The organism is Streptomyces sp. NPDC055815 (assembly GCF_053616475.1).
In genome coordinates this window covers 1-26,959 of record NZ_JBSHDU010000039.1, presented here as the reverse complement: position 1 = coordinate 26,959, position 26,959 = coordinate 1, and the positions used below count along the sequence as shown (strand labels likewise).

The following is a 26,959-nucleotide window of genomic DNA, read 5'->3' as shown; positions in this document are numbered from 1 at the left end:
AGCCCCGTGACGACCACACAGCCCCTCGCCACCGGCGACCCGCTCCGGCTCGGCCCGTACCGGCTCCTCGGCGTCCTCGGCGAGGGCGGCATGGGCAAGGTGTACGTCGGCCGGGACGGCTCAGGAGCGCCCGCCGCCGTCAAAGTCCTGCGTCCCGAACTCGCCCACGACCAGCACCTCGCGCAGCGGTTCGTCCGCGAGGCCGACATGGCGCGGGCCGTCACCAGCACGGGCGTGGCGCGGGTCCTCGCCGCGCAGACGGAGGGCGGACGGCCGTGGATCGCGGCCGAGTTCCTCGCCGGCCCGACGCTCGACGAGGCCGTCCGTACGTACGGTCCGATGGACGCGCCGACGGTCCGTGCCCTGGCCGTCCAGCTCGCCCGGACCCTGCACGACATCCACGTGGCCGGTCTGGTGCACCGCGACCTCAAGCCCGCGAACATCGTGCTCACCTCGACCGGTCCCCGGATCATCGACTTCGGCATCGCGCGCCCCGAGCACGGCCTCACGCTCACGACGACCGGACAGATCCCGGTCACCCCGGGGTACGGGGCTCCTGAGCAGGTCCTCGGGCAGCGGGTCGGACCGGCCTCGGACGTGTTCTCGCTCGGCGCGGTCCTCGCGTACGCGGCGAGCGGCCGGCGCGCCTTCGACGGCGCGCACGTGGCGGCGGTCCAGTACGAGGTCGTGCACGGCACACCGGACCTGAGCCTGGTGCCGCCGGAGCTCCAGACGCTGATCGGCCCGTGCCTCGCGAAGGACCCGGCGTTCCGCCCGGCGCCCCCGCAGATCGCCGAGGCCTTCGCCCCGCCGAAGGGCGCCGACCACGCGTGGCGCAAGGGCCCGCTGGCGGAGGACATCAAGCGGCGGGAGACGGCGACCAAGCGCCTGGCCGCACCCGAGGACACCGCCGTACCCACGACCGCACCGTCACGGCGCCGCTTCCTCACCATGACAGCGGTCGGCGTGGCCGTGCTCGGTGCGGGCGGCGGGGCCGGGGCCTGGTGGTTGAACCGGGAGACGTCCCCGACCGCCGACGTGCCACCGGCTGTGGCGACCCCCGAGGCCGCCTTCATCTCCCTCATCGACAGTGAACCGGGCAAAGCCCCCAAGCCCCTGTGGGGCCCTCTCGACCTCACCCTTCCGAGCGGACATCTCCCGCTGCCCGTAAGGGATGTGCTGATCGTGCAGGCGAAGACGGGCGGCCTGCTGGCCCTGTCCGTCACGGACGGCAAGGAACGGTGGCGGGCCGAAAGCGTCGACGCGGACGCCGGTTACGTCTCCGTCGCCGACCGGCTGGTCGTCGGTGTCGACAAGACGGGCGCCCTCAACGCGTTCGTCGCGTCCACCGGTACGCCGGTCTGGCAGGCCGGCAACGACGCCGACGACCTCCTCGCCGCCGATGACACCCATGTCTACCTGGTGACGAAGGACCACCAGCTGCGTGCCGTGAACGCCTGGACACTCAAGACGTCGTGGGCCCGCCCGATGCTCTCCCCCCGCTCCCCGAACGGCCCCGCGAAGGCGGCCAGGGGCAGGAACCGGCTCGTGATCCAAGGCCGGGACGGACAGGTCGACGTCGTCAACACCACGACGGGCGAGACGGCGTGGAAGATCAGGGGCCAGGGCACCCGCGGTCAGGTCCCCGCGATCGGCGGCGACACCGTCTATCTCGCCGGCCCCAAGCTGATCGCCAGAAACCTCGACGCGGGCGACTTCCTGTGGATGGACGAGGCCAGGACCTTCGGTGACCGGCAGCTGGGCTGGGCCAGCCCGACCCCCGACGGCGCGTCCGTCGTCGCCGTCGACGGCTACAGGGCCTGCCGCTTCAGCACCCTCGCCGACAGCGACAGCCCGAGCACGGAATGGACAGAGATCCTGGGCGATCTCGGCGCCACGACCGGCACCCTCACCGCCCCCGCGGTGGAGGGCGGGACGGTCTGGCTGCCCGAACCCGACGACAGCGCCGTCCGGGTGGTGAAGAAGACCACCCACGAGAAGCTGTTCACCGCGAGGATGCAGCGCGAGGGCGCCTACCAGCTCGTCAGCGACGCCCACCGCGTCTTCATCGCACGCGGCGGCAGGATCGCGGCGATGCCGGTCTACAACGAGTGAGAGCCCCCGCCCCTACGATCGCGCCTTCGCCGGCACACCCTCGGCCAACCGGGTCTCCGCACACCCCAGCTCTGCCCCGACATGCCGCGCCGCCGCGTTGACCAGGACGATCTGCTCGTCCCTGACCCCGGCGTGATCGGCCTCGTTCTCGTCCGCCCGCTCCAGCTCGGCGTCGAGGACGATCGCGTGGGCCGGTGCCGGCATCCGGCAGTCGAAGTAGAGGGAGGCGAAGAGGTCGGAGGAGGTCGCGAGGCGGCCGGTGGCGTAGGTCGTCACCAGGTCCTTCGAGGAGTTGCCCCCGGGCACGGCGAGGGCCTCCCGGAGGGTGATGCTCAGGACGTTCTTCCCGTCCTCCGCCGCCTCCAGCGTGCAGAACGGGATGCCCCGCATCCGCTCCTTGCCGCTCTGCGGCGTCCGCGCGGCCTTCCGCAGCTCACTGACGACCCTGTCCGGCTCGGACCGGTCGCTCGTCAGCCGGACGCCCTTGCCCGCGATGGCCTCAAGGGCCGAGGCCACGCCGGGCTCCTTGGCGAATCCACCGCAGACCTCCGGGGCGGCCTGCCCCTTGGCTGCGGTGTCGTCGGTTCCCTGCGTACAGCCGGTCGCCGCCATCGCGAGCACGGCGACCGGAAGCACGATCCTGTGGACTGTGGTGCGCATGGGACGACTCTCTCAGGAGGTCGTCGCGGCGGGCGCAGGCACCCCGGCCGCCAGCCCGTCCTCCCCCTGGCAGCCCAGCTTTGCCGAGACGTCACGCGCCGCCGCGTTGGCGAGGGTGATCAGGCGGGTGCGCTGCTCCAGATCCGTGTCCGGAACGCCCGCCGGGCCCCAGATGGTCGTCTCGACGACGATGTCGTGGGCGGGCGCCTTGAGGCTGCAGGAGAAGTAGACATGGCCCAGGCCGGAGGAAGTGAAGGCTCCGAGCCCCGAGGTGTACGAGGTCACCTTCTTGGCGAGCTCCGGTCCCGGGCCGTACGGCCCCTTGCCCACCGCGTTCACCTCGATCTTGAGGTTCCGCGCCGCCTCCTCCGCGGCCTGGAGGCCGCAGTACTTCACCGGCTGCGGCCGGTACGAGTCGGCCCATGGTGCGGCGGCGTCCTCCCGCAGCCTGTCCAGCGCCTTCTCCGGCTTCGACAGGTCGTCCTCGAAGCGCTCGCCGCCCAGCACGGCCTTGAGTGCCGCCGAGGTCGCCGGATCCTTGGCGAAGCCTCCGCAGGCCTCGGCCGCCGTCAGGCCGCCGGCGGGTTCCTTCGTGGCTTCCCCGCCGTCGCCGCCGCATCCGGTGAGGAGGGCGGCCATGGCGACGGCCGCCCCGATCCCGGTCAGTACAGACCGCATGTGCGTCACTTCTTCTCGTACGGGTCGGGCAGCGAGTTGTCGCGGGCGTGCATGCGCGAGTCCCGGACGTACTTGACCAGCTCCTCGTCGAGGTAGTTGCGGTCCTTCTCGCTCCAGCCGGGTGCGTTGGCGTAGGCGATGCCGGGGCGGAGGGAGTTCTCCTTGCCCATGGCCAGCGCCTCGTCCTTCAGGTCGTCGGACTTCTTCTTGAGCAGCTCGTCCTTCTCGTACTTCTCCGCCATGTCGTCGGCTTCCATGCCGATGAAGGTCGTCACCGCGCCGCCCACCGTCTCGGCGGCCAGCGGTACGAGTACGCCACCGGCGCCGCCGGTCAGGGCGACGACACCGCCCGCCGCGACCGCGCCGACCCCGAACTTGACCCATTCGGTCGTCTTTCCGACGGCCTTCTTGTGCTCCTCGGAGTCCTTCTCGTAGTCCTTGTCGATCTGCGCCATGCGGGACTCGTCCATGATTCCCTGCGCCTCGGAGCCGACGCGCAGCGTGGTCCGCGCGTCGGTGAGGTCGCGGTCGTCGAAGGTGGAGCCGGGCTTGGGGCCGACCTCGTCGAGGACGCTCGTCGTGTACAGCATCTCGGCCGCCGAGAGCGTGGAGTGGCCGGTCTCGCTCTGCGACACGATGCCCATGAAGTTGACGGCGTCGCCGCGGTTCCAGAGCAGCCCGGTGTCGAACTCCTCGCCGAACCGGGACTTGCCCTTGTCGTCGTTGAAGCCGAAGGGGGAGTTGGTCTTCTCCTCCATCGTCGTGTCGCCGTCCGTCTCCAGGGAGCGGTTCAGCTCGTCGATGTAGGCGGCGCCCATCTTGCCGAGGCTGTCGTCGATGCCCGGCTGCTCGTGCATGTACTTGGGGTCGCTGCCGTAGCGCTCGACGACCTTCTGCATGACCTCCGCGTTCTCCTTGGTCCGTACGTCCTTGAGGCCGTCGGCCTCGGCGTCGTACGGGTGGCCGGTGGTCGCGGACTCCAGGGCGTGGCCGAGCGCGTTGTAGCCGGGCTCCTTGGTGCGGTCACCCTTGTCGTTGATCTCCTCGGGCCACTCGCGGTCCTTGGTGAAGTAGTCGAACGGGTCGAGCTTCTTGTTGTCCTTGGTGTTCTCGGGCGTGAGGTCGATGTCGCTGTTGAAGAAGTCCGTCGACGCCTTGGGGTTGTGCCCGAGGCCTTCCATGAAGCCGACCATGGGGTCGTTGCCGAGGTCGCCGCCCATCCAGTTCAGGTGGCTCGGCATGCCGTTCAGCTGGCGCCAGGCGCGGTCGGCGGGCAGCGCCCCGTCGTGGGTCATCTTCCGCTCGGTGACGACGAGCCCGTTGCCGTAGTCCTTCAGGAACTTGTCGTCGTAGTCGCCGACGCGCATCAGGTTGGACATGACCTGGAAGCCGTACGGGCTGGTGCCGCGCGTCTGGATCGGCTCGCTGCCGGCCTTGATGACGTCGGCCTTCCACTGCTCCATCTCGGGGCTCGTGGAATGGGTCGCGGTGGCGAGCGTCATACTCCAGTTCGTCTGGAGTTCCTTGAGCTTGTCGCGGTGGTCGACGCCGAGCCGGGAGCCGTCGCTGGGGTCGCCCATGTCGGCCCAGTACTCCATGCTGCCCTTCGGCCCGACCTCCAGGGCGAACTTCTCGGCGAAGTACGGGTCCTTCTGGTTGGCCTTGAAGAGGGCGTTGAGCTTGTCGATCTCCTCGGGGGTGGCCTCGTCGCCCTTCTTGTACAGCTCGTAGGCGGCGTGCGCGTCCTCGGCGTCCTGTGCCTTCGAGGCGGCCTTGAGGGAGTCGTAGTTCGTGCCGGAGAAGTTCATCTTGTCGCTGCCGACGAGTCCGCGCAGGGCGCGGGAGGCGACGTCGTCGGCGTTGTTCGCCTTGTCGACGGCGGCCTTGATCGCCGAACGCATCGCTTCGAAGTCGGCCTGCTCGGGCTTGGGGCCGTCGTAGTCCTTGGCGCGGCGGTCGGGGTGGATCAGATAGCTGACGACACCGTCCGGATCGATGCGGATGCCCTTGCCGGGGGCCTCCGCCACGAGCTTCTCCAGCTCGGACTTGGCGGCCTGGAACTCGCTCTCCGCGTCCCGCAGGATGTTGCGGATGCTGCTCGCCTCGGTGAGGGCGTCGCCGAACTCCTTGGCGGTCTTGCGGACGAAGGCCTGCGTCACACCGGCGTTCTCGCCCTTCCAGTCGGCCTTGTCGGCCTTGCCCTGGAGGCCGGTCTCGGCCTTCTCCTTGGTCTTCTCCAGCTTGGACACCGTCTCCGACCAGACGGTGACGGCCTCTTTCAGGCCACCGAGGTGGGCGTGGAGGACCTGGTCGAACTTCAGCATCTGTTTCCCTCGTCAGCCGTGCGCGATCGTCGTGGCCGTCACCGGCTCGGGCTTACTTGAAGTGCTTGTCGATCTCGGACATGGAGAAGTTCGTGACCAGCACTTCTTCATGGTTGGTGTGGCTGATGACCGTGTCCTCGAGGTGATTGTGGATGTGCGCGCAGGCGCTGAGGAGCGCCTCGGCCTGATCGCGCCAGGTGCTCCACATCGTCCACATCGCCGAACCGGTCAGGAACCCGTCGCCGTCGAGGCTCTTGGCCGCGGTGTCGGTCTGGGCGCCGGCGTGGAAGGCGTCCCGCTCGAACCAGTGGAAGAGCTCCTGGGCCTCGTTGCCGATGGCCTTGAGGTCGGCGGAGGTCACCTTGTAGTCGCTGGCACCGCCGCCACCGCCGCCGCCGGGGTCCATGGGCACGCTGTTGAGCCTCATCGCAGCGCTCTCGCTGCGGACTTGGCTCCACTCCTCGTCGAACGACATCTACTTCCCCATGAGTGAGTTACGGACGGCCGACGGCAGGGGGCTGGCTCAGCCCCGACGCGACCGGAGTACGGGTACGGCGACGGCGGCACCGATCAGCACGGCGGCCCCGATCCCGAGGCCGATCCAGAGGCCGGTGTTGCCGCCGTCGTCCTTGGAGGCCTGGGGGGCGGGGGCCGGGGCGGGGACGGACTGCGACGGGGCGGGATCCGTCGGACCGGAGGCGGACGGGGCCGCCGTCGCGGTCTGGGCGAGGTCGTCGATGGGCCGGACGCCTGCGGGACCGGGGTCGCCGGGCGTCTTCAGGGTGCGGAGAGGGCGGATGGCGCCGAAGCCGATGTAGTCGCTGCGCTTCTCACCTCCCTTGGGCTTCGCGGCCGTGTCGAGCATGACCTTCAGCACCTGGTTGTTGGTCCAGTCGGGGTGCTTCGACCAGAGGAGCGCGGCAGCGGCGGAGGCCAGGGCGGTGGCGTCACTGGTACCGGTCGACTTGCACATGCCCGTCCCGCCGCCGCAGGCGTGCACCATGTCCTTGCCCGGTGCCACCAGGTCGACCTGGGAACCGTACTGGGACGTCGAGACGTGCTTCGCCTTGTCGTCGACGGCGCCGACACCAACGACACCGGGGGTCGCCGCCGGATACTCGACCTGGTTGCCCTTGTCGGCGGTGTTCCCCGTCGACGCGAAGATCAACGACCCCTTGTCCAGCGCGTACTTCACCGCGTCGGTGAGTGCCTGCGAGCCCGCTCCCGCTCCCAGCGAGACGTTGATGACCTTGGCACCGGAGTCGGCCGCGTACTTGATCGCCGGCGGCACGACGCGATTGAACTCCTCGTCGCTGTCCGCCATGCTGCCTCCCCCCGCGTCGAGACCGGAGACACGGATCGGAAGGATCTTGGCGCCCGGCGCCAGGCCGTAGGCGCCGGTGCCTCCGTCCCGGGCCCCGGTTCCGGCGATCAGGCCCGCCATACCGGTTCCGTGTCCGGTGTAGTCGGTGAACTGGTCACCGGACTCGTCGGTCGCGAGGTCCTTGCCTTCCAGCACCTGACCGCTCAGGTCGGGGTTGGCCTTGTCCACGCCGGAGTCGATCACCGCGACGGTGACGCCCTTGCCGGTACTGAGCTGCCAGATCTCGTCCGCGCCCATGGCGTCCAAGTGCCATTGCTGGGCACGGAAGTTCTCCGCGTGGGCGGGCACGGAAGCGATGCCCACCAGCAGCATCCCCAAGGCGGCCGAGGCGGTGACTCGGGCACGGCTCCGACGAATACTGCTGGTACGCATCTGCTTCCTCGCGCTGATCAGTCGATGACGGGCGGCGCCACGCGGCGGCCCTGCTGCCAGGTCTCCTCGTCCTCGACCAGGTAGTCGGGACGCTCTCCGTTCTGCTCCTCGCGCTCTCCGGGCTTCGCGGCGTTGCCGCGGACGAGGCCCGAGCCACCGGCCGTGAAGGGCCGCCCGCCGCCCGCGGCACCGGCGCGCTGCGCCTTGCCGCCGACGACTCCGCCGGTCTCGCCGGCGAGGCGACGGCCACCGCTGATGCCGTTCTGGCCGGCACCGCCGCCCATGGGGCCGCCCATGCCGTGGGCGCCGCCCATGCCGCGGCCCATGCCGGTCCGGTTCTGGCCGGTGGGCTCGTTGCCGACGACGGTGCTGCGCGGGATGCCGGTCTGCGGGCGGCCCGTGGTGCTGGGGACCTGACGGCCACCGCTGATGCCTTCGCGGGGCATGCCGGGCCCGGTACGGAGGCCGCCGGTCTGCGGGCCGCGGGGGGTGCCGGTGCCGCCGGTGATGGGCGAGGTGGGGCCGAAGGGGCCCGGACCGCCGCCCTTCGCCGTCAGCGGGGGCACGCCGGTCGTCACGAACGGGGGCGCGCCGCCGTCCGGCTTGGTGATCGGCGGCGGGCCGCCCGGGAGCTGCGTCGTCGGCACGGTGATGTCCGGCTTCGGCGGCGTCTTCACGCTGTCGATGCCCAGGTCCACGGGGGCGTCGGGCCGGACCTCGGGCTTGATGACGTGCGTCGGCCCGGTCGGGTCGCCGGTGGGCGGGACCGTGCGCGTGTCGGGCGTGGTCGGGGTGCTGGGCGGGGTGTGCGTGGTCCGCGTCCCCGTGCTCGTGTCCGTGCCGGTGGAGCGATGGCCGGTCTCCTGCGTGGAACCGATGTAGGAACCGCTGTCCCGGGTGTCGGGGGCTTCCGGCACGAACGCCCCCGGCGGCGGCGGGAACGTGGGCGGCACCTGGTTCTTCATGCGGAAGCTCGACCACTGGTAGGCGGAGGAGAGGCGGTACATCTCGTCCGCCGCCGCCTGCTGGTTCTCCCGCTCCTTCGCCTCGATGGCCGCCAACTCCTCGCTGGGGGACATCTGGTTCCGGGCGTTGCGGGCGATGGTCTGCGCGTCGGGGTCGTTGTGGTACTTCTGGGCGGCCGCCAGATTCGCCTTGGCCGCCTCGTGCGAGGTGTACCGGGGGATGGCGCTCTGGGCCGAGGCGATGGCGGTCGAGTTGTCCTCCATGCAGACCGAGCCGTGCTCGGCGTAGTCCGACAGGCTCGTAGTCGAGTTGGCCACGTTCGTGGCCCACTCGACGAACGCCTTCTCGGCCTCGCCCTCCCAGTCCATGTTCCTCATGCTGGAGCGCAGCTCGCCGGCGATCTTGGCCATCTGCTCCGAGACGCTCTTCAACCGCCGCGCCGCGTCGCCCACGTAGAAGCTGCTCGCCTCATCCAGCCACGCCAGCATCTGCTCGTGCTTCATGGCAGCGAAGTTGGTTCCGCCGCCACCGCCGCCCTCTGCAGGCCTCATCTGTCGCCTCTTCCCCGTGTCCCCGAAATTCTGTCCGCGCCCGACTACTTGAAGGAGCCGTCGCCCTCGGCCGCGTCGGTGCCGCCGGTGCCCGCTTCCTTGTCCGCCTTCGTCTTGGCGTCATAGGTGCGCTGGTGGATCTGGATCATCTTGCGCTTGACGTCGTCGTCCATCTGCTCCATGCCGTCCTTCGAGGCGACGACCGCGATCCCGAGGCCTTCCAGACATGCCTTGAGCAGGCTGGAGAGCTCCACGAGACTGTGGAGGGTCTCGTTGTAGGCCGAGTAGGCCCCCTGAGCCTCGCCCCACGCCGCCCCGCCACCGCCGAACTGAGTACGGGTGACCGGATCCGCCTTCAGCTTGCCCGCGCTCGCGCCGGAGCCGTCGAGCTGCTCGATGAGCGCGTCGACCCCCTGCTTGAACTTCTGCATGGAGTCGGCGCTGTACTTCACGGCCTGCGTCCGCATCCCGGACGTCATGCCCTCCAGCTCAGCTCGCATGCCCGCTCCTCCCCCGTGAAACCACCATGCCGTCAACGGCACAAGTCAAGAAGTCCACTGTAATCAGGAACGACGACAGTCCGCACCTCTCAGTTGCACAAGCAACGGACATCACATGGTTACGAATTGGGCACGGCGACCGCTGCCTGGGGGCGGATCGGGAGGCGGTTGACCGGGCGGCCCGTCGCCGCGCGTACCGCTGAGGCCACCGCGGCGGGTGAGGTGACGACCGGGATCGCGCTCGCCGCCTTCGCGCCGAAGGGGGCCACCACATCGCGTTCCTCGACGAGTTTCACGATGCGAATGTCCGGGGCATCCAGGGATGTCGGGAGTGCGTACCCCGTGAAGTCGGGGTGCCGGACCAGACCGCGGGCCGTGCGGAGGTTCTCCGTGAGGGCCGCGCCGACGCCCTGGGTGATGCCCGCCTCGATGCGCGCGGTGAGCTGCGCCGGGTTCAGGATGCGGCCCACGTCCTGGGCCACGGCCATCTCCACCACGCGCACGGCGCCGAGTTCGATGTCCACGTCCACCACCGCGCGGATCGCGCAGAAGGCCAGGCCCACGAAGGCGTCGCCCTGGCCCGACTCGTCCAGCGGCTCGGTGGGGTGGGGGCGGCACTGGGCCGTGGCCCAGAGTTCCTTGCCGTCCATCGCCTCGGTGACCGTCGTCGACAGGACACCGTCGTACGAGGTGATCTTGCCGTCCGTGATCTGGAGCAGCTCCGTCGACATGCCGAACTTGTGGGCCAGCGGCTGGAGCAGTTGCGTGCGGACCATCTTCGCCGCTCGCTCCACCGCTCCCCCGGAGACCCACGTGTGGCGGCCGTGCGCCGCCGGGCCCGCCGGTGGCTGGTCCGTGTCGACGGGCGCCACGTGCACCTCGTCGATGCCCAGGGTCTCCTGGACGATCTGGCGGGCGAGGGTCGAGAAGCCCGAACCGGTGTCCACCGCCGAGCAGATGACCGTGGCCACCCCGTCCATGACCCGCACCGTGGCCGTCGAGACCTCGTCGGTGCCCTCCGCGCCCAGCATGTGCACCATGCCGAGCGCGTAGCCCACGCCCCGCCGCACCGCGCCGGGTTCGCCCGCGCCCTCGGGGCCCCCGGGCAGCAGCCAGTCGTCCTCCGGTGTGTCCTTGGGCAGGGAGGGGAGGGGGAAGTCTCGTACCGCTGCGAGGAGTTCCGCCACCGGGGCCGGGCACGTCACCGTCTGGCCCGTCGGCAGGATGTCGCCGGTCGCCATGACGTTCCGCATGCGCAGCTCGGCCGGGTCCACGCCCAGCTTCGCGGCCAGCTTGTCCATCTGCGCCTCGTACGCCGCGCACACCTGCATCGCGCCCTCGCCCCGGACGTGGCCCGAGGGGGGGTTGTTGGTGCGGACGGCCCAGCCCTCCACGAAGGCGTGCGGGACCACGTACGGGCCGCACGCGAAGGCCACCGCCGCCGCGAGCGACTCGCTCGACGAGTCCGCGTACGCGCCCGCGTCCAGCAGGATCTGCGCCTCCACCTTCACCAACCGCCCCTCCGCGTCCGCGTGGTGGCGGTAGCGCAGCAGGGTCGGGTGGCGGTGGGCGTGGCCGAGGAAGGACTCCTCGCGCGTAGCGGTGAGCTTGACCGGGCAGCCGGTACGGAGGGCGAGCAGGCCCAGCGGGATCTGGAAGCCCGGGTCCTCGCGGTCGCCCGTCGCGCCCGGGACGCCCGTCACCACCAGCTTGACCTGCTCGGGCGGCAGGCCGAAGCAGGCGGCGGCCAGGTCCCGGTCCGTGTGCGGGTCGGTCGAGGCCGTGTAGATCTCCACCCCGCCGTCGGGGCGGGGTACGGCGAGGCCGGCCTCGGCGCCGATGGGCGCCGGGTCCTGGCGGCCGATCCGGTACAGGCCCTCGACGACGACCTCGCCGGTCGCCTCCGGGTCCCCGAAGCGCAGCGGGATGTGCCGGATCAGGTTCCCGTCGGGGTGCAGCGCCTCCGCCGCGAACGCCTTCTCCGGGTCCGTCACCGGGTCCAGGAGCTCGTACTCGACGGCGATCGCCGCGGCCGCGAGCCGCGCCGTGTCCGGGTGGTCGGCCGCGATGGCCGCGAGGGCCTCGCCGTGGTGCCGTACCAGGTCCGAGGCGAAGACGGGCCGGTCGGCGACCCTGCGCCCGTACGTGGCCGCGCCCGGCACGTCCGCGGCCGTCACCACGGCCCGTACGCCCGGCATGGCCTCCGCCGCCGTCGTGTCGATCGACACGATCCTGGCGTGCGGGTGCGGCGAGCGGAGGATCGCGGCCCAGAGCAGGCCCTCGGCCCACAGGTCGGAGGCGTACGGGAAGGTGCCCTCCGTCTTCGCCCGCGCCTCGGCCTGCGGCAGCGAGGTGCCGAGGCCGTGCGCGGCGGGCTGCTCCTGACCAGGGGTGTCCAGAGCGGCGGTGGTCGCGTCGCTGCTCACGCCATGCCTCCGTCGTGCGGGTGGGGAATCTGGTGCGGGATGCGGGCTTCGTCGGCGGCCTCGGGCGCGGTGGCCGCGGCGGCCGTCTCGCGCTCGGCGACGACGTCCCGGACGGCGTCGAGCACGCCCCGGTAGCCGGAGCAGCGGCAGAGGTTGCCGGCGAGGGCCTGGCGGGTCTCGAGCTCCGTGGGGGCGTGGTTGCCCTCCAGGAGGTCGTGCACGGTCATGCACATGCCGGGGATGCAGAAGCCGCACTGGACCGTGCCGCACTTCGCCATCGCCCGCTGCACGTCCGAGGGCTCGCCGTCGACCGCGAGGCCCTCGACCGTCCGCACCTCGCTGCCCGCGGCGGTCGCCGCGGGCACCAGGCAGGAGGCGACGAGACGGCCGTCGACCTGCACGTTGCACGCGCCGCACTCGCCCTGCGAGCAGCCGTCCTTGGCCCCGGCGAGGCCGAGGCGCTCGCGCAGCACGTAGAGCAGCGACTCGCCGATCCAGGAACCGGTGACGGGCCGGTCGGTCCCGTTGACCCGCAGGGTGTACGAGGTGTGGGGGTGCTCGTCGCTGTCCATGGACGCGTCGACGGGCGGCAGCACGGGGGCGGGCGTCCCGGGGGCCTCATCGTCCGTTACGACCTCCGCGACGGCCTCGGGAGCCGGCTCGGGTACGACGGACGGCACGGCCTCCGCCATGCCCTCCGTCACGGCCTCCCCCGCGGCCTCGGGGGCGACGGCCGGTACGGCCTCCGACACGGCCTCCAGCGCCTCCTCGGGGGCCTCCGCGACCTCCGCCGCCGCCGGCTCCTCCGGGAGCGCCCACGGCGCGGGCGCGCCACCCGGCAGCGTCACCGGAGCCTCGGCGTACGAAGGGGGCGAGGCGGGCGAGGCGGGCGAACCGGCCGCCTGGGCCTCCTCCAGCCCCGTCGCAGCCGCGTCCGTCACCTCGGCCACCTCGGCCGGGATCTGCCACTGCCCCGTTGCCCCGGGGTCGACCCCCGGGTCCACCGCCTCCGTGAAGCGCCACTCCGCCGTCGCGTGCGGGTCCGGCTCCGCGTAGTCGAGGTGCTCGACGTGCTCCACGTGCTCGACGTGCCCCACCGCGTGCTCGACGTACGCCGGTGGCTGGAAGTGCTCGACGCCCTGGAAGGACCCGTCCTGCTCCCCGTACTCACCGCCCTCGAAGTACTGGGGCTGCTGCGCCTCCGTCGGGACGTGCACCGTCCACGAGCCCGTCGCCGACGGGTCCGTCGCCGCGGCCGGGGTGAGCGGCTGGAGCGGGGTGATCATCGGCGGCACGTAGCCGTGGCCGGGCGCCTCCAGGGGCACGCCGTCCAGCATGAAGTCGGGCGGCAGCTGGACGAAGGCGGTCGCGTCGCCGTCGTAGCCCTCGCTCTGCGGGAGCGGCTCCCAGCCGCCCGTCTGACCCGTGTGCTCGTCGCTCATGCCAGTGCCCTCCCCAGTGCCCGTCGGGCGAGTGCGGCGACCGTGCGCCGCAGGTGCAGTACGGCCGGGGGCAACTGTTCGTCGCCCGGCGGGTCCGGGATGCAGGCGGCGGCGACGTACTCGCCGAACGCCGCGAGCGCCTCCGGCGCGAGCCCCCGGTCGTTGTCCCAGTCCACCAGCGAGGCGATCCAGCGCTCGGCCTCCAGGGGCCGCAGCGGCATGGGCGCGACGGCGCCGACCGCGCAGCGCACGCCCCGCCGGGCCGGGTCGAGGACGACGGCGACGGAGGCGGTGGCGCGGGCCGGGCCGGTGCGGCCGGTGGCCTTGAGGAAGACCTGGGGGGCGTGGAGCAGCGGGACGCGGACGAAGCCGACGAGCTCGCCGGGGGCGAGCAGGTCGCGGCCCGCGAGGAGGTGGGAGACGGGGATCTCGCGGCTGCCGAGCGGGCCGAGGACGACGAGGTCGGCCTCCAGGGCGGCGAGGACGGGCAGCGAGTCGCCGGTGGGCGCGGCGGTGACGATGTTGCCGCCGAGGGTGCCGGCGTTGCGGATCTGGGGCGGCCCGGCCGCGCGGGAGGCGGCGGCGAGGGCCGGGATGAGGGCGGCGAAGTCGGGGCGCCCCATGCGCGCGTGGGTGAGGCCGGCGCCGAGGAGGGCGTGGCCGTCCTGGTACTGCCAGCCGCGGATCTCGTTGATGCGGCTCAGGCCGACGAGTCCGGCGGGGCGGAGCTGGCCTTTGTTGACGGCGGCCATGAGGTCGGTGCCGCCGGCGACGGGCACGGCGGCCGGCATGGCCGTGAGCGCCGCCACGGCCTCGTCGAGCGAGGCGGGCAGCGTCACGGACTGCGCCGTCTGTGGTGCGTGCGTGGTCAACCCGCTGCCCCTTCCCGGTGTCCCGGTGGTCCCCGACTGTGCCCGGCCGTCGCGCCTGCGTGTGGGCGTACCGTACGTGCTCACAGGCCGGACGTGGCAACTCTGGCACATCTTCCGAGGAGTCCGGCGCGAGGGTCCGCGAAGGACTGTTCCGTCCGGGACGCCCCGGGTGCGACGGTAACTTCCTTTTCGACGCTCTTGGGTGACCGGGTGACGTCGGGTCCCTCACACGTTCGGGGGCTTGCCCTCCAGGGGTCGGCCGGCCACCCCGGGGCGCTGCTGCCAGGGGTGGGGTCCGGCGGGCGGGCGGTAGTCGACGCCGAGGGCGTCGAGGCGCCGGTAGTGGGTGCGCATGCGGCGCTCGAAACCGGCGTGGTCGCGCGCCTCCGGCGCGGGGAGCGTGGACCAGGCGACCTCGGCGAAGGCGGCGAGGCGCGGGAAGACCTGGTAGTCGACGCGGGAGCGGTTCTCCATGACCTCGGTCCAGACGTTGGCCTGGGTTCCCAGGATGTGGGCGGCGGCCTCGGGGGCGAGGCCGGGCGGGACGGGCTCGAAGCGGTAGACGTCGGCGAGGGTGCGGACGTATCCGATGGGCATCGGTTCGTCCTCGCCGGGTGCCTGACGGTGGTCCAGGTAGACGTGCTGTTCGGGGCACATGACGACGTCGTGGCCGGCTTCGGCGGCGGCGATCCCGCCCGCGTACCCCCGCCAGGAGGAGACGGCCGCCCCGTCGGCGAGGCCGCCCTCCAGGATCTCGTCCCAGCCGATGAGGCGGCGGCCGCGGGCGCTGAGCCAGCGGTCGAAGTGGCGGATGAACCAGGACTGGAGCTCGTCCTCGTCGGCGAGTCCGAGTTCCTTGATGCGGGCCTGGGCGGCCGGTGAGGCCTTCCACTGGTCCTTGGGGCACTCGTCGCCGCCGATGTGGACGAAGGTGGACGGGAAGAGGTCGAGGACCTCTTCGAAGACGCCCTCGTAGAAGCGGAGGACGGCCTCGGTGGGGGCGAGGACGTTGGGGTTGACGCCCCAGGTGTCCCAGACGGTGAGGGCGGCGGTGTCGACGACGTCGGTGTTGCCGAGTTCGGGGTGGGCGGCGATGGCGGCCTGCGCGTGGCCGGGGAGGTCGATCTCGGGGACGACGGTGATGTGCCGCTCGGCGGCGTACGCGACGATCTCGCGGATGTCGTCCTGGGTGTAGAAGCCGCCGTACGGGGTCTCGGTCCAGAGCGGGGAGGCCCGGTGTCCCCATTTGGTGCGGGCGCGCCAGGCGCCGACCTCGGTGAGCCTGGGGTATCGCTCGATCTGGAGGCGCCAGCCCTGGTCGTCGGTGAGGTGGAAGTGGAAGACGTTCAGCTTGTGGGCGGCGAGCAGGTCGAGCAGGCGCAGGACGTCGTCCTTGGGCGTGAAGTGCCGGGAGACGTCGAGCAGGAGGCCGCGCCAGCCGAAGCGGGGCGCGTCCTCGATCGTCACGTACGGGAGGTCCCGGGCCGCGTCGGGCCGTACGGGCGCCTTGCGGTACGCGTCGGGGCCGAGGAGCTGGCGGAGGGTCTGGGCGCCCCAGAAGACGCCTGCGGGGCCGCCGCCCTCGATGGCGACGGCGGCGTCCGGGCCGCCGACGGTGAGCCGGTACGCCTCGGGCCGCTCGGCGTCCTCGGTGATCAGCAGCCGGATCGCCTGTGGCCCGGTGCCGTCGGGGAGGGGCAGTCCGGTGGCGGCGCCGAGCGTGGCGCGCAGCCAGCGGGCGGTGGACTCGGTGCCGGGCCCGGCGTCGAGGGTGGTCCGCTCGTCGAGCGGGAGCCGGCCGTCGCTTCCCTGCTCGACGGAGCGCGGTGCGGGGATGAGGTCCTGGTCGGAGGTCATGTCAGTCCTTCACCGCCCCGCCGAGTCCGGAGACCAGGCGGCGCTGTACGAGTACGAAGAAGACGAGCACCGGGATCGTCATCACGGTCGACCCGGCCATGATTCCTCCCCAGTCGTTCTCGTCGGGCTTGAAGAAGACGAGCAGCGCCATGGGGAGGGTCGACTGCGAGGTGTCGCTGATGAGGAAGGACTTCGCGAAGAGGAAGTCGTTCCAGGTGGAGATGAACGAGAAGACGCTGGTCGCGACGAGGCCGGGGAGGACCAGCGGGAAGAGGAGCTGCCAGAGGAAGCGGGTGGGGCTCGCGCCGTCGATCCGGGCCTGTTCCTCCAGCGCCTCGGGGACCGCCTTCACGAAGCCGCGCAGCATCCAGATCGCGAAGGGCAGGGAGAAGGCGAGGTGCGGCAGGATCAGCGAGCCGAGGGTGTTGAGCTGGCCGAAGTCCCGCATGAGGAAGAACAGCGGGATGGTCAGCGCCTCGACCGGCACCGTCTGGGCGACGAGGAACATGACGAGCAGGGTCGTCCGGAACCGGAAGCGGAACCGGGTGACGGCCGTCGCCGCGAGGAAGGCGATGAGGGCCGAGGCGAGGACGACCGTGCCCGCGACGATCAGCGAGTTGACGAAGTAGCGGCCGAATTCCTGCTGCTCGAAGACGCGCCGGAAGGAGTCGAGGGACGGGGAGAGCGTCCAGGGCCGGGGGTGGGTGGACTGGATCTCGCCGGCCGGTTTGAGGGCGGAGAGGAGCATCCAGTACAGCGGGAAGGCGACGGCGGCCGCGACGAGGAGGGTGACGGCCTCGGCGGCGAGCCGCCCGGGACGCCGGATGCGGAACGTACGGGAGGTGGTCACAGTTCTTCTCCCTGGCGTCACAGCAGGCGCAGGTGGACGAGCGTCACGGCCAGCAGGATCAGCAGCATGACGACGCCGATCGCCGAGCCCAGGCCGTACTGGGACGAGGCGAAGGCCTTCTGGTAGGCGTACACGTTGAGGACGAGGTTCTGGCCGGCGATGCCGCCGCCGTTCGTCATCACGTAGATCTGGGTGAAGAGCTTGAAGTCCCAGATGATCGACTGGATCGTGACGACGACCAGGATCGGCCGGAGCACCGGGGCCGTGACGGAGCGCCGGATCCGCCACTGCGAGGCGCCGTCGAGGGCGGCGGCCTCCAGGATCTCGGACGGGATGGCACGCGGACGCCGACGAAGAGCGGGGCGCCGTAGACCTTGCCGGCGACGGTGACGGACTGCCGGGCGGTGGGGTCGGTGTCCTTGGCCTCGTCCCAGGCGGCGAACTCGGCGCTGATGTCGGCGAGTCCGCCGTCCTTCACGTATCCGGCGGTGTCGGTGTTGCCGTACTCGATGAGGTCGGGCGCCGACGCGGGGTCGTTGAAGGCGGCCTTGACGCGCTGGGCGCGGGTCTCGACGGGGATGTACTCGATCTCGGCCTTCGCGCCCGGGTGGCTCTTCTCGAAGGCGGCCACGGCCTGTCGGACGACCTGTTCCTTGGGTGTGTTGCTCACCTCCTGGAAGAGCCAGACGCGCAGGGTTCCGCTCTTCTCGTCGGCGGCGGCGGGGCCGCCGGACGTCTGGGGCGCGCAGGCGGTGGCGGCGAGGCCGGCGAGCAGGAGTGCGGCGGCGGTGACGGCGGACTTCATGGGCGTCGTGGACGTCATGGCGGATCCCCTCCGAAAGCGTGCGTTGCAACATATGCAATGAGCGTTTCGTGCTGCACAACACGCGTGAGGTTAGGCGCGTCCGGGGCGGGCCGACAAGAGGTCTCGACCACATCGGCCGCGCCGGCCCGTCCCGGAACGCGAAACGGCCCCCGCCGCGCGTACCGGAGTACGCGCGACGGGGGCCGCGAAGGGCTTGCCCCGACGTCGGGGCGGCTCGGCTACTTGTCCTTGCCGCCCTTGTCCTTGTCGCCGCCGCCCGCACCCATGGAGTCGTAGATCTCCTTGCACATCGGACAGACCGGGTACTTCTTGGGGTCGCGCCCCGGTACCCAGACCTTTCCGCACAGCGCCACGACGGGCGTGCCGTCGAGGGCGCTCGCCATGATCTTGTCCTTCTGGACGTAGTGGGCGTAGCGCTCGTGGTCGCCGTCACCGTGGGACACCTGCGGCGTCGGCTCGACGAGGGTTCCCGTACCTGCCCCGCGCTCGGGCTCGAGAGTGCTCATAACCGCCAAGGGTACCCACGCCCGCGCGGGAACCGGAGACCCGAGGGGGGCGCTCACGGCGTGTGCTGGGCGACGGGGACGGACGGGGCCGTACGCCGCCAGCGGGCGGGGATGCGGCTGACGAGCCAGCGGTTGGCGGGCTCCTCGACGAAACGGTAGAGCGCCCAGGACATCGCCAGGATGACGAGACCCATCCCGAGCATCGCGAAGAGGGCCGAGTCCCGGTCCGCGGTCCGTCCCCACTCGTAGGTGGAGAAGCGGCTCACCGAGTGGTGCAGCAGGTAGAAGCCGTAGGACCACACGCCGAGCAGGATGAGCGGCTTCTTGTTGAGGAGACCGCGGTGGCCGGCGATCTCCCGCTGCACGAACGCGATGATGACCAGCGCGGCGAGCACGGCGAGCGTGGGCCGGAGCGTGTACTCCAGCTGCGCGTCGTAGGCGGCGGACAGGTGGGCGCGCAGCTGGAAGTAGCCGTAGACGTAGGCGGCGAGCAGCGCGAGCGGCACGATCGGGCGCAGCGGGACGCGGAAGCCGCGGCGGATCAGCAGGGCGACCGTCATGCCGACGAGGAACTGCGGCAGGTAGACGGTGGGGTGGCGCATGACCCAGCGGGCCGTCTCGGGGGCCAGGCTGTCGAAGGCCCACCAGTTGACCGCCCACATGCCGACGAGGCCGGCGATGGTCAGGCCGACCAGGAGCGGGGTGCGCATCCGGACGACGAAGCGGGCGAGCAGCGGGAACAGGGCGTAGAAGAGGATCTCGACGCTGAGGGTCCAGGTCACCGGGTTGCCGGGAAGCGTCGGGGTGGCCTCGGGGAGCCAGTTCTGCACGAGGAAGAGCGAGGCGATGAAGGACTTCCACTCCACGGCCTCGTGGGCCCGGACGTAGAAGACGTAGTAGGCGAGCACGGCGGCGACCAGGGTCGCCGGCCAGATGCGCGCCACCCGGCGTATGTAGAAGGCGACCGGGTGCTCGTACGGCTTGTACACCCAGGTCAGCAGGAAGCCCGAGAGGACGAAGAAGAAGGTGACCCCGTGGGCACCCATCTCCGAGTACGGGAAGATGGAGGGGGCGCGTCCGTAGCCCGTCTTGCCGCCCACGCCGGTGAAGTGGTGGGCGAACACCGCGAAGGCGGCGAAGAACCGCAGACTCGTCAGCGAGTCGAGGCGGGTGGGCAGCACGGATCCGGCCGATTCGGCGGGCACCCGTGCCGAGGCCCGGCCGCTCCGGGCATCGGTTATGACAGACACGTGGTCATCTCTTGATCGTCTGGGCGCATATGTGCGCACTGTGGGCTCTGCGAAGTCGGATCATCGTACGTAGCGCGTCGCCGTACGAACAGACGCACGTCACCCAAAGCACGTATCGCACGCGCGGACGACCAAACGACAGAGCCCTTCCCCGAGGTGCCGGGCCGTCAGTTAAGAGAGGGATCGTCCGGATATGTCGCAATCATCGCGAGTTCGCCGCGCTGCCGTCGCAGCACCTGCCGCCAGAGCGTCTCGGGGCGCGGGGAGGAGACGTCACCGGGCTCCGACTCGACCACGTACCAGGCCCCGTCACCGAGCTCCGACTCCAGCTGGCCGGGGCCCCAGCCCGCGTACCCCGCGAAGATCCGCAGCGAGCCGAGCGCCGGTCCGAGCAGCTCGGGCGGGGTCTCCAGGTCGACCAGGCCGATCGCCCCGTACACCCGCCGCCAGCCGAGGGGGCCCTCGTCGCCGGGGATGACGGCGACGCCGAGGGCCGCGTCCAGCGAGACGGGACCGCCCTGGAAGACGACGCCGGGCTCGCCGGCGAGGGCGGCCCAGGGGGCGAGGATGTCGCCGACGGTGACGGGCGTGGGCCGGTTGAGGACGACGCCGAGCGAGCCCTCGTCGTCATGGTCGAGCAGCAGGACCACCGCGCGGTCGAAATTCGGGTCCGCCAGCGCGGGGGTGGCCACGAGCAGCCGTCCTGTGAGCGAGGACACCTCGGTCATGCGACACATGATCCCGCATCTTCGGCGTTCGCGGGGGGTTGTCGGACGGGATGGCGGGAAGGCGGGACCCACCGCAGTTCAGGACGGACGGGGCCGCGGTGCCGGGCCGCCCCTCGGGGACAAGCGGACGGTGACGCTCCGCAAGATCATGGGAACAGAGGGTGTTGTGCCGAATTCATTACATCTGACAGGCCCCATGAGGCGCCCGATCGGGGTCTTATGGCCCCTTACCCTTTTCTCTGGCCACCCGTCGGACCCCACTTTCGGAACGCGAGATTCATGACCGGCACAGACGATGTCCTGCTTGTCCACGGCGGAACCCCGCTGGAGGGCGAGATCCGCGTCCGCGGCGCGAAGAACCTCGTGCCCAAGGCGATGGTCGCCGCCCTGCTCGGCAGCGGCCCCAGCCGCCTGCGCAACGTTCCCGACATCCGTGACGTCCGCGTGGTCCGCGGGCTGCTCCAGCTGCACGGAGTGACGGTCCGCCCGGGCGAGGAGCCCGGCGAGCTCGTCCTCGACCCGACGCACGTCGAGTCCGCGAACGTCGCTGACATCGATGCCCACGCCGGTTCGTCGCGCATCCCGATCCTCTTCTGCGGCCCGCTGCTGCACCGCCTCGGCCACGCCTTCATCCCGGGTCTGGGCGGCTGCGACATCGGCGGCCGGCCCATCGACTTCCACTTCGACGTGCTCCGCCAGTTCGGCGCGACCATCGAGAAGCGCGCCGACGGGCAGTACCTGGAGGCCCCGCAGCGTCTTCGCGGTTGCAAGATCCGCCTCCCGTACCCCTCGGTCGGCTCGACCGAGCAGGTGCTGCTCACCGCCGTCCTCGCCGAGGGCGTCACCGAGCTGTCGAACGCGGCCGTGGAGCCCGAGATCGAGGACCTGATCTGCGTCCTGCAGAAAATGGGCGCGATCATCTCCATGGACACCGACCGGACCATCCGGATCACCGGTGTCGACCGCCTCGACGGCTACACCCACCGGGCGCTCCCGGACCGCCTGGAGGCGGCCTCCTGGGCGTCCGCGGCGCTGGCCACCGAGGGCAACATCTACGTGCGCGGCGCCCAGCAGCGCTCGATGATGACCTTCCTCAACACGTACCGGAAGGTCGGCGGCGCCTTCGAGATCGACGACGAGGGCATCCGCTTCTGGCACCCGGGCGGCTCGCTCAACGCGATCCACCTGGAGACGGACGTGCACCCCGGCTTCCAGACCGACTGGCAGCAGCCGCTGGTCGTGGCCCTGACGCAGGCCTCCGGCCTCTCCATCGTCCACGAGACGGTGTACGAGTCCCGGCTCGGCTTCACCTCCGCGCTGAACCAGATGGGTGCCCACATCCAGCTGTACCGCGAGTGCCTGGGCGGCTCCGACTGCCGCTTCGGCCAGCGGAACTTCCTGCACTCGGCGGTCGTGTCGGGCCCGACCCGGCTCCAGGGCGCCGACCTGGTCATCCCCGACCTGCGCGGCGGCTTCTCGTACCTGATCGCGGCCCTCGCGGCCCAGGGCACGAGCCGGGTCCACGGCATCGACCTGATCAACCGCGGCTACGAGAACTTCATGGAGAAGCTCGTCGAGCTGGGCGCGAAGGTCGAGCTCCCGGGCAGCGCGCTGGTCTAGTACGGAACGGGCCCGTGACGCCCCGCGTGGCGTCACGGGCCCGTACAGGCACGAACGAAAGGGCGGCCACCCCCTGACAGGGTGGCCGCCCTTTCTGCGCCTCTAGGCCGCCTTACTTGCCCTTGGCGGCTTCCTTGAGCTTCGAGCCCGCGGAGACCTTCACGCTGTAGCCGGCCGGGATGTCGATCGGGTCGCCGGTCTGCGGGTTACGAGCGGTGCGAGCGGCACGGTGGGTGCGCTCGAAGGTCAGGAAGCCGGGGATGGTGACCTTCTCGTCACCCTTGGCGACGACCTCACCGACGGTCTCGGCGAGAGCGGCCAGCACGGCGTCGGCGTCCTTGCGGGTCACCTCGGCGCGGTCGGCCAGGGCGGCCACCAGCTCACTGCGGTTCATGTTGTTACTCCCGTGTTCTTCTTGCCTGTGAGGCGTGCCACGCGGCGGAAGCCGCGCGATTGGGTACAGCGAAGCCGATGCTGCCAGGGCCCTCGGACAGTCCCCGGACCCGGGTCAAACGACAGACCCTCGCGCCCAAACACGCATCCTGCCCCCACCAGCGGCGGGAACGCCAATCCGGCACCCCCGCGGGTCACACGAAAAGCGCCCGAGCCCCGTGGTGGTGACGTTCTGTCGACGCCGCGAAAACCGCGCGGAGCCGAAACGCCACCCTAAAGGCGGGTTTACGGCTCCGCGAATCGCGACGCGCCGTCAGCGCCCGGCGGGCGCCGTGCCCGAGGCCGCGGCCTTCGCCGCGGTCCGGACGGCTCCGGCGACCGCGCCGGCGACCTTGTCGTTGAAGACCGACGGGATGATGTAGTTCGGGTTGAGCTCGTCCTCGGTGACCACGTCGGCGAGGGCGGTGGCCGCCGCCAGCATCATCTCCGTGTTGACCGTGCGGGACTGGGCGTCGAGCAGACCGCGGAAGACGCCCGGGAAGACGAGCACGTTGTTGATCTGGTTCGGGAAGTCCGAGCGGCCGGTGGCGACGACGGCGGCGGTCTGCCGCGCGGCGGCCGGGTCGACCTCCGGGTCGGGGTTCGCGAGCGCGAACACGATGGCGCCCTCCGCCATGGCGGCGACGTCCTCCGCGCCGAGCAGGTTCGGCGCCGAGACGCCGATGAACACGTCCGCGCCGACGACGGCCTGCTTGAGGGTGCCGGTGACGCCCTCGGGGTTGGTGTTGTCCGCGATCCAGCGCAGCGGGGTGCCGGGGGCGGCGTCGACCAGGTCCTCGCGGCCCGCGTGCACGACACCGTGGATGTCGGCGACGACGGCGTGCTTGACGCCCGCCGCGATCAGCAGCTTCAGGATGGCCGTACCGGCCGCGCCGGCACCGGACATGACGACCCGTACGTCGCCGATGCCCTTGCCGACCACGCGCAGCGCGTTGGTGAGGGCGGCGAGGACGACGATGGCGGTGCCGTGCTGGTCGTCGTGGAAGACGGGGATGTCGAGGGCCTCGCGCAGCCGGGCCTCGATCTCGAAGCAGCGCGGCGCGGAGATGTCCTCCAGGTTGATGCCCGCGAAGCCCGGGGCGATCGCCTTGACGATCGCGACGATCTCGTCGGTGTCCTGGGTGTCCAGGCAGAGCGGCCAGGCATCGATGTCGGCGAAGCGCTTGAACAGGGCCGCCTTGCCCTCCATGACCGGCATCGCGGCCATCGGGCCGATGTTGCCGAGGCCGAGGACGGCGGAGCCGTCGGTCACGACGGCGACGGTGTTGCGCTTGATGGTGAGGCGGCGGGCGTCCTCGGGGTTCTCGGCGATCGCCATGCACACGCGGGCGACGCCCGGGGTGTAGATCATGGAGAGGTCGTCACGGTTGCGGATGGGGTGCTTCGACGCCATCTCGATCTTGCCGCCGAGGTGCATCAGGAACGTACGGTCGGAGACCTTGCCGAGGACGACGCCCTCGATGGTGCGCAGCTGCGCGACGATCTCGTCGGCGTGCGCGGTGGAGGTCGCGGCGATGGTGACGTCGATGCGGAGCTTCTCGTGGCCGGAGGCGGTCACGTCGAGGCCGGTGACCGATCCGCCGTGGGACTCCACCGCCGTGGTGAGCTGGGAGACCGCGGTTCCGCTGGCGGGAACCTCCAGCCGGACCGTCATCGAGTACGAGACGCTGGGCGCCGTTGCCATGGCCGAGTTCCTCTGCTTTCCCTGAGCTTCGTTGCTACGCCGCCCCGGCTGGTTGCCTGGCGGCGCCCTCCGATCGTCGCACCTACCTGCCGGTAGCAGGTAATGCGGTCATTTTGTTTTCGGAAAGTAGTTTCCACCATACGAGAACTGTCGGAAAAACAGAAGAGGCCCCCGTCACCGGAGGTGACAGGGGCCTCGACTTCGTACATACATCTAAATGGCACCGACCCGCCATGCTCGCCTCGCGGCAAGTGGTCCCTCTGAGGGACGAAGGTTGGGCCCGGGGGCTTGGATCGAGCCGGTGCCACGACAAGGCTAACAAACCACCCTGCCCGGTGATTCCAGCGCCACAGGTTGACCTGAAATCGGCGCCCTGCCCCGTCGGAGCAGGGGCCTGGATCAGTCCCGCAGCAGGTCCGGGACCCCCGCCTCGTCCGGCATGTCCCGGTCGCCCGCGAGCACCGTGAGCGCCTGCGTGGACCGGGTGAGGGCCACGTACAGGACGCGCAGGCCGGCCGGGGACTCGTCCGCGATCTCCGCGGGCGAGACGACCACCGTCGCGTCGTACTCAAGCCCCTTCGCCTCCAGGGAGCCGAGGGCGACCACCCGGTCGCCGAGGCCGGCGAGCCAGCGCGCGGCCTCGTCCCGCCGGTTCATGGCGACGACGACACCGACGGTTCCGTCCACCTGGGTGAGGAGCCGCTCCGCCTCCAAACGTACGGTTTCGGCCAGATCGCCCTTCTCCGGGACCGGTACGAAGCGGGGCTCGACGCCCGTGGAACGGACGGCGCGCGGCGATTCCTTGCCCGGCATGGCGAGCGCGAGGACCTTGGCGGCGAGCTCGGCGATCTCCGCCGGGTTCCGGTAGTTCACGGTGAGCTCGAAGCGGCGCCGCGGCCGGGAGCCGAGGGCCTCGTCCCGGGCCTCGGCGGCCTCGTCCGGGTCCGACCAGGAGGACTGCGCCGGATCGCCGACGACCGTCCAGGTGGCGTGCCGGCCGCGCCGCCCGACCATCCGCCACTGCATGGGCGTCAGGTCCTGGGCCTCGTCGACGATCACGTGCGCGTACTCGGTGCGCTCCGCGGCGAGCCGCTCGGCCCGCTCCCGCTGGGTCTCCTCCCGTACGGGCATCAGCTCCTCAAGACCCGTGAGCTGGTCCAGCGGGTCGTACTCCCGCTTCTTGCGGGGCCGGGCCGGGGCGCCGAGCAGGGTGTTCAGCTCGTCGAGGAGGGCGACGTCGTGGACGGACAGCTCCTCGCGGCGCAGCGAGCGCGCGAGCCGCCGCACCTCGCCCGGGTTGAGGATCCGGCGGGCCCAGCGGCCGAGCCGCCGCTCGTCGACCATCGCGCCGAGGACCTGACGGGGGGTGAGCTCGGGCCACCACGCGTCGAGGAAGGAAAGGAACGAGTCCTCGGTGGAGACGTCCTCGTCGAAGGAGGAGCGCAGCTCGGCGGCGAGCTCGGGATCGCTGTGCCGGCCGGCGGCACCGGACTTGGCGTACAGCGCGTCGAGGAGGAGCCGGCGGGCACGGGGCCGCAGCAGGTTGACGGGGGCGGTGCCGCCGAGGACGTTGTGGCGGATCCGGCGCAGCTCGTCGGCCTCCAGCTCGAGCCGCCGCCCGAAGGCGACGACACGCAGGAGCTGCGGGGCGTCCGGGCTCTCCAGGGCGCCCCTGGCCGCCTTCCGCAGCACGTGCACCATGCGGGAGGAGCCCTTGACGCGGGCGACGGCGGGCTCGTCGTACGCGGTGGCCTCGGCGCCGTCGACGAGCGAGCCGACGGCGCGGATCGCGACCTGGCCCTCCTCGCCGAGGGAGGGCAGGACGCCCTCGGTGTACGAGACGAGGAGCGGGGTCGGGGAGACGATGAGGATGCCGCCCGCGTACCGCCGCCGGTCCTGGTAGAGCAGGTAGGCGGCGCGGTGCAGCGCGACCGCCGTCTTCCCCGTCCCCGGCCCGCCCTCGACGTACGTGACGGAGGCGGCGGGCGCGCGGATGACCAGGTCCTGCTCGGCCTGGATGGAGGACACGATGTCCCGCATGGTGTGGCTGCGGGCCTGGCCGAGGGCGGCCATCAGGGCGCCGTCGCCGATCACGGGCAGCTCGCGGCCGTCGAGGGTGGCGCGGAGCTCGGGGCGCATGAGGTCGTCCTCGACGCCGAGGACCTGGCGGCCCTTGGAGCGGATGACGCGACGGCGCACGACGCGGCCGGGGTCGACGGGGGTGGACCGGTAGAAGGGCGCGGCGGCGGGCGCGCGCCAGTCGATGACGAGCGGCGAGTAGTCGGCGTCGAGAACGCCGATCCGCCCGATGTGGAGGGTCTCGCCGATCTCGGCGGTGTTGTCGGGCCGTACGGCGTCCTCGGCGGGCTCGACGGAGGTGTAGGCCCCGTCGGGGCCCTTCTTCCCGTCCTTGCCGTACAGGAGGTCGATCCGGCCGAAGAGGAAGTCCTCGAACTCGTTGTTGAGCCGGTTGAGGTGGATCCCGGCCCGGAAGACCTGCGCGTCACGCTCGGCGAGCGCGCCGGGCGTGCCGACCTGGCCCCGCTGGGCGGCGTCGTTCATCAGGAACTCCGCCTCGTGGATCTTCTCCTCCAGTCGGCGGTAGACCTGATCCAGATGTTCCTGCTCGACACCGATCTCACGGTCTCTGACCGTGTCCACGGCTTCCTGCGCGGCCACCTAAGGCCCCCTTCTCACGTGCACTGGGCAGCCGTCGAGCGTACGCCACGAGGGGGCACCGTGTCAGTCGCGGCCCCGCGCCCGTGTGGGCGGTGCCCACGCGCGTGTGGACCCGCGCCCTGCTGGGCGGTGCCCACGCGCCGTGTGGGCAATCGTCCCGCAGGGCGGGACGGGTGGGCACACGGGACGGCGCCCTTGCCGGCGCCAGAGGCTCCC

General features: G+C 71.4%; 20 protein-coding genes and 2 pseudogenes. 2 read left to right on the top strand and 20 right to left on the bottom strand.

Annotated elements, in window-relative coordinates; all coding sequences use genetic code 11:
• The first annotated feature begins 6 nt into the window (after positions 1–6).
• Positions 7–2,115, top strand: a complete 2,109-nt coding sequence (locus ACWGN5_RS23840) for a protein kinase domain-containing protein (protein ID WP_453518478.1) — start codon at positions 7–9, stop codon at positions 2,113–2,115.
• Positions 2,116–2,127: 12 nt separating this feature from the next.
• Here ACWGN5_RS23840 and ACWGN5_RS23835 read toward each other — a convergent pair whose 3' ends face one another.
• The 17 genes and pseudogenes from ACWGN5_RS23835 to ACWGN5_RS23755 all read right to left on the bottom strand — a co-directional run bounded on the left by ACWGN5_RS23835 (position 2,128) and on the right by ACWGN5_RS23755 (position 20,307).
• On the bottom strand, positions 2,128–2,775 hold the full coding sequence (locus ACWGN5_RS23835; RefSeq protein ID WP_453518476.1) for a hypothetical protein: 648 nt from the start codon (positions 2,773–2,775) through the stop codon (positions 2,128–2,130).
• A 12-nt stretch (positions 2,776–2,787) separates the two neighbouring features.
• Complete coding sequence (locus ACWGN5_RS23830) at positions 2,788–3,453, bottom strand: hypothetical protein (protein ID WP_453518474.1); 666 nt, start codon at positions 3,451–3,453, stop codon at positions 2,788–2,790.
• 5 nt (positions 3,454–3,458) lie between these two features.
• The gene (locus ACWGN5_RS23825) at positions 3,459–5,777 is read right to left on the bottom strand and encodes a hypothetical protein (protein WP_453518472.1); all 2,319 of its coding nucleotides are present in this window, start codon (positions 5,775–5,777) and stop codon (positions 3,459–3,461) included.
• Between the two features lie 52 nt (positions 5,778–5,829).
• Positions 5,830–6,252 (bottom strand): hypothetical protein, encoded by a 423-nt coding sequence (locus ACWGN5_RS23820; RefSeq protein ID WP_453518471.1) that lies wholly within the window; start codon positions 6,250–6,252, stop codon positions 5,830–5,832.
• A 48-nt stretch (positions 6,253–6,300) separates the two neighbouring features.
• Positions 6,301–7,533, bottom strand: coding sequence for a type VII secretion-associated serine protease mycosin (gene mycP / locus ACWGN5_RS23815; protein ID WP_453518468.1), 1,233 nt, complete (start codon positions 7,531–7,533; stop codon positions 6,301–6,303).
• 17 nt (positions 7,534–7,550) lie between these two features.
• Positions 7,551–9,002: a WXG100 family type VII secretion target gene (locus ACWGN5_RS23810; protein WP_453518467.1), complete on the bottom strand. Its 1,452-nt coding sequence runs from the start codon at positions 9,000–9,002 to the stop codon at positions 7,551–7,553.
• Positions 9,003–9,094: 92 nt separating this feature from the next.
• Entirely contained in the window at positions 9,095–9,550 is a 456-nt protein-coding gene (locus ACWGN5_RS23805; RefSeq protein ID WP_453518465.1) for a hypothetical protein, read from the bottom strand.
• A 119-nt stretch (positions 9,551–9,669) separates the two neighbouring features.
• Positions 9,670–11,976 carry a xanthine dehydrogenase family protein molybdopterin-binding subunit gene (locus ACWGN5_RS23800; RefSeq protein ID WP_453518462.1) on the bottom strand — a complete coding sequence of 769 codons (2,307 nt, stop codon included), beginning with the start codon at positions 11,974–11,976 and terminating at the stop codon, positions 9,670–9,672.
• Positions 11,973–13,418, bottom strand: coding sequence for a (2Fe-2S)-binding protein (locus tag ACWGN5_RS23795; RefSeq protein WP_453518460.1), 1,446 nt, complete (start codon positions 13,416–13,418; stop codon positions 11,973–11,975). Before ACWGN5_RS23795 ends, ACWGN5_RS23800 begins: the two co-directional genes overlap by 4 nt.
• Entirely contained in the window at positions 13,415–14,290 is an 876-nt protein-coding gene (locus ACWGN5_RS23790; RefSeq protein ID WP_366036629.1) for an FAD binding domain-containing protein, read from the bottom strand. Before ACWGN5_RS23790 ends, ACWGN5_RS23795 begins: the two co-directional genes overlap by 4 nt.
• A gap of 225 nt (positions 14,291–14,515) precedes the next feature.
• A complete protein-coding gene (locus ACWGN5_RS23785) occupies positions 14,516–16,147 on the bottom strand; it encodes a beta-N-acetylhexosaminidase (RefSeq protein WP_453518458.1) in 1,632 nt (543 codons plus the stop codon).
• 1 nt (position 16,148) lies between these two features.
• Positions 16,149–16,997 carry a carbohydrate ABC transporter permease gene (locus ACWGN5_RS23780; RefSeq protein ID WP_453518455.1) on the bottom strand — a complete coding sequence of 283 codons (849 nt, stop codon included), beginning with the start codon at positions 16,995–16,997 and terminating at the stop codon, positions 16,149–16,151.
• Positions 16,998–17,014: 17 nt separating this feature from the next.
• Positions 17,015–17,338, bottom strand: a pseudogene (locus tag ACWGN5_RS23775) (carbohydrate ABC transporter permease); the annotation flags it as partial.
• Positions 17,338–17,802, bottom strand: a pseudogene (locus ACWGN5_RS23770) (extracellular solute-binding protein); the annotation flags it as partial. The pseudogenes ACWGN5_RS23770 and ACWGN5_RS23775, both read right to left, overlap by 1 nt.
• A 239-nt stretch (positions 17,803–18,041) precedes the next feature.
• The gene (locus ACWGN5_RS23765; RefSeq protein ID WP_015033918.1) at positions 18,042–18,329 is read right to left on the bottom strand and encodes a DUF3039 domain-containing protein; all 288 of its coding nucleotides are present in this window, start codon (positions 18,327–18,329) and stop codon (positions 18,042–18,044) included.
• A gap of 53 nt (positions 18,330–18,382) precedes the next feature.
• A complete protein-coding gene (locus ACWGN5_RS23760) occupies positions 18,383–19,579 on the bottom strand; it encodes an acyltransferase family protein (protein WP_453518452.1) in 1,197 nt (398 codons plus the stop codon).
• Positions 19,580–19,746: 167 nt separating this feature from the next.
• Positions 19,747–20,307, bottom strand: coding sequence for a YqgE/AlgH family protein (locus ACWGN5_RS23755; protein ID WP_369144515.1), 561 nt, complete (start codon positions 20,305–20,307; stop codon positions 19,747–19,749).
• A gap of 279 nt (positions 20,308–20,586) precedes the next feature.
• Between ACWGN5_RS23755 and murA the strand changes: the two genes are divergently transcribed.
• Positions 20,587–21,927: a UDP-N-acetylglucosamine 1-carboxyvinyltransferase gene (gene murA, locus ACWGN5_RS23750; RefSeq protein WP_351191071.1), complete on the top strand. Its 1,341-nt coding sequence runs from the start codon at positions 20,587–20,589 to the stop codon at positions 21,925–21,927.
• Positions 21,928–22,039: 112 nt separating this feature from the next.
• On the opposite strand, the gene ACWGN5_RS23745 is transcribed toward murA, so the two are convergent.
• The 3 genes from ACWGN5_RS23745 to ACWGN5_RS23735 form a co-directional block, all read right to left on the bottom strand.
• Complete coding sequence (locus tag ACWGN5_RS23745; protein WP_015033921.1) at positions 22,040–22,321, bottom strand: HU family DNA-binding protein; 282 nt, start codon at positions 22,319–22,321, stop codon at positions 22,040–22,042.
• 312 nt (positions 22,322–22,633) lie between these two features.
• Complete coding sequence (locus ACWGN5_RS23740) at positions 22,634–24,064, bottom strand: malic enzyme-like NAD(P)-binding protein (protein ID WP_453518448.1); 1,431 nt, start codon at positions 24,062–24,064, stop codon at positions 22,634–22,636.
• A 399-nt stretch (positions 24,065–24,463) separates the two neighbouring features.
• Complete coding sequence (locus tag ACWGN5_RS23735) at positions 24,464–26,743, bottom strand: HelD family protein (RefSeq protein WP_453518445.1); 2,280 nt, start codon at positions 26,741–26,743, stop codon at positions 24,464–24,466.
• Positions 26,744–26,959: the final 216 nt, after the last annotated feature.

Excerpts from the sequence above, each read along its gene's own strand:
- ACWGN5_RS23835 (WP_453518476.1), bottom strand. The coding sequence starts at position 2,775 with ATGCGCACCACAGTCCACAGGATCGTGCTTCCGGTCGCCGTGCTCGCG.
- ACWGN5_RS23830 (WP_453518474.1), bottom strand. The coding sequence starts at position 3,453 with ATGCGGTCTGTACTGACCGGGATCGGGGCGGCCGTCGCCATGGCCGCC.
- ACWGN5_RS23825 (WP_453518472.1), bottom strand. The coding sequence starts at position 5,777 with ATGCTGAAGTTCGACCAGGTCCTCCACGCCCACCTCGGTGGCCTGAAA.
- ACWGN5_RS23820 (WP_453518471.1), bottom strand. The coding sequence starts at position 6,252 with ATGTCGTTCGACGAGGAGTGGAGCCAAGTCCGCAGCGAGAGCGCTGCG.
- mycP (WP_453518468.1), bottom strand. The coding sequence starts at position 7,533 with ATGCGTACCAGCAGTATTCGTCGGAGCCGTGCCCGAGTCACCGCCTCG.
- ACWGN5_RS23810 (WP_453518467.1), bottom strand. The coding sequence starts at position 9,002 with ATGAAGCACGAGCAGATGCTGGCGTGGCTGGATGAGGCGAGCAGCTTC.
- ACWGN5_RS23805 (WP_453518465.1), bottom strand. The coding sequence starts at position 9,550 with ATGCGAGCTGAGCTGGAGGGCATGACGTCCGGGATGCGGACGCAGGCC.
- ACWGN5_RS23795 (WP_453518460.1), bottom strand. The coding sequence starts at position 13,418 with ATGAGCGACGAGCACACGGGTCAGACGGGCGGCTGGGAGCCGCTCCCG.
- ACWGN5_RS23785 (WP_453518458.1), bottom strand. The coding sequence starts at position 16,147 with ATGACCTCCGACCAGGACCTCATCCCCGCACCGCGCTCCGTCGAGCAG.
- ACWGN5_RS23765 (WP_015033918.1), bottom strand. The coding sequence starts at position 18,329 with ATGAGCACTCTCGAGCCCGAGCGCGGGGCAGGTACGGGAACCCTCGTC.
- ACWGN5_RS23755 (WP_369144515.1), bottom strand. The coding sequence starts at position 20,307 with ATGACCGAGGTGTCCTCGCTCACAGGACGGCTGCTCGTGGCCACCCCC.
- murA (WP_351191071.1), top strand. The coding sequence starts at position 20,587 with ATGACCGGCACAGACGATGTCCTGCTTGTCCACGGCGGAACCCCGCTG.
- ACWGN5_RS23745 (WP_015033921.1), bottom strand. The coding sequence starts at position 22,321 with ATGAACCGCAGTGAGCTGGTGGCCGCCCTGGCCGACCGCGCCGAGGTG.
- ACWGN5_RS23740 (WP_453518448.1), bottom strand. The coding sequence starts at position 24,064 with ATGGCAACGGCGCCCAGCGTCTCGTACTCGATGACGGTCCGGCTGGAG.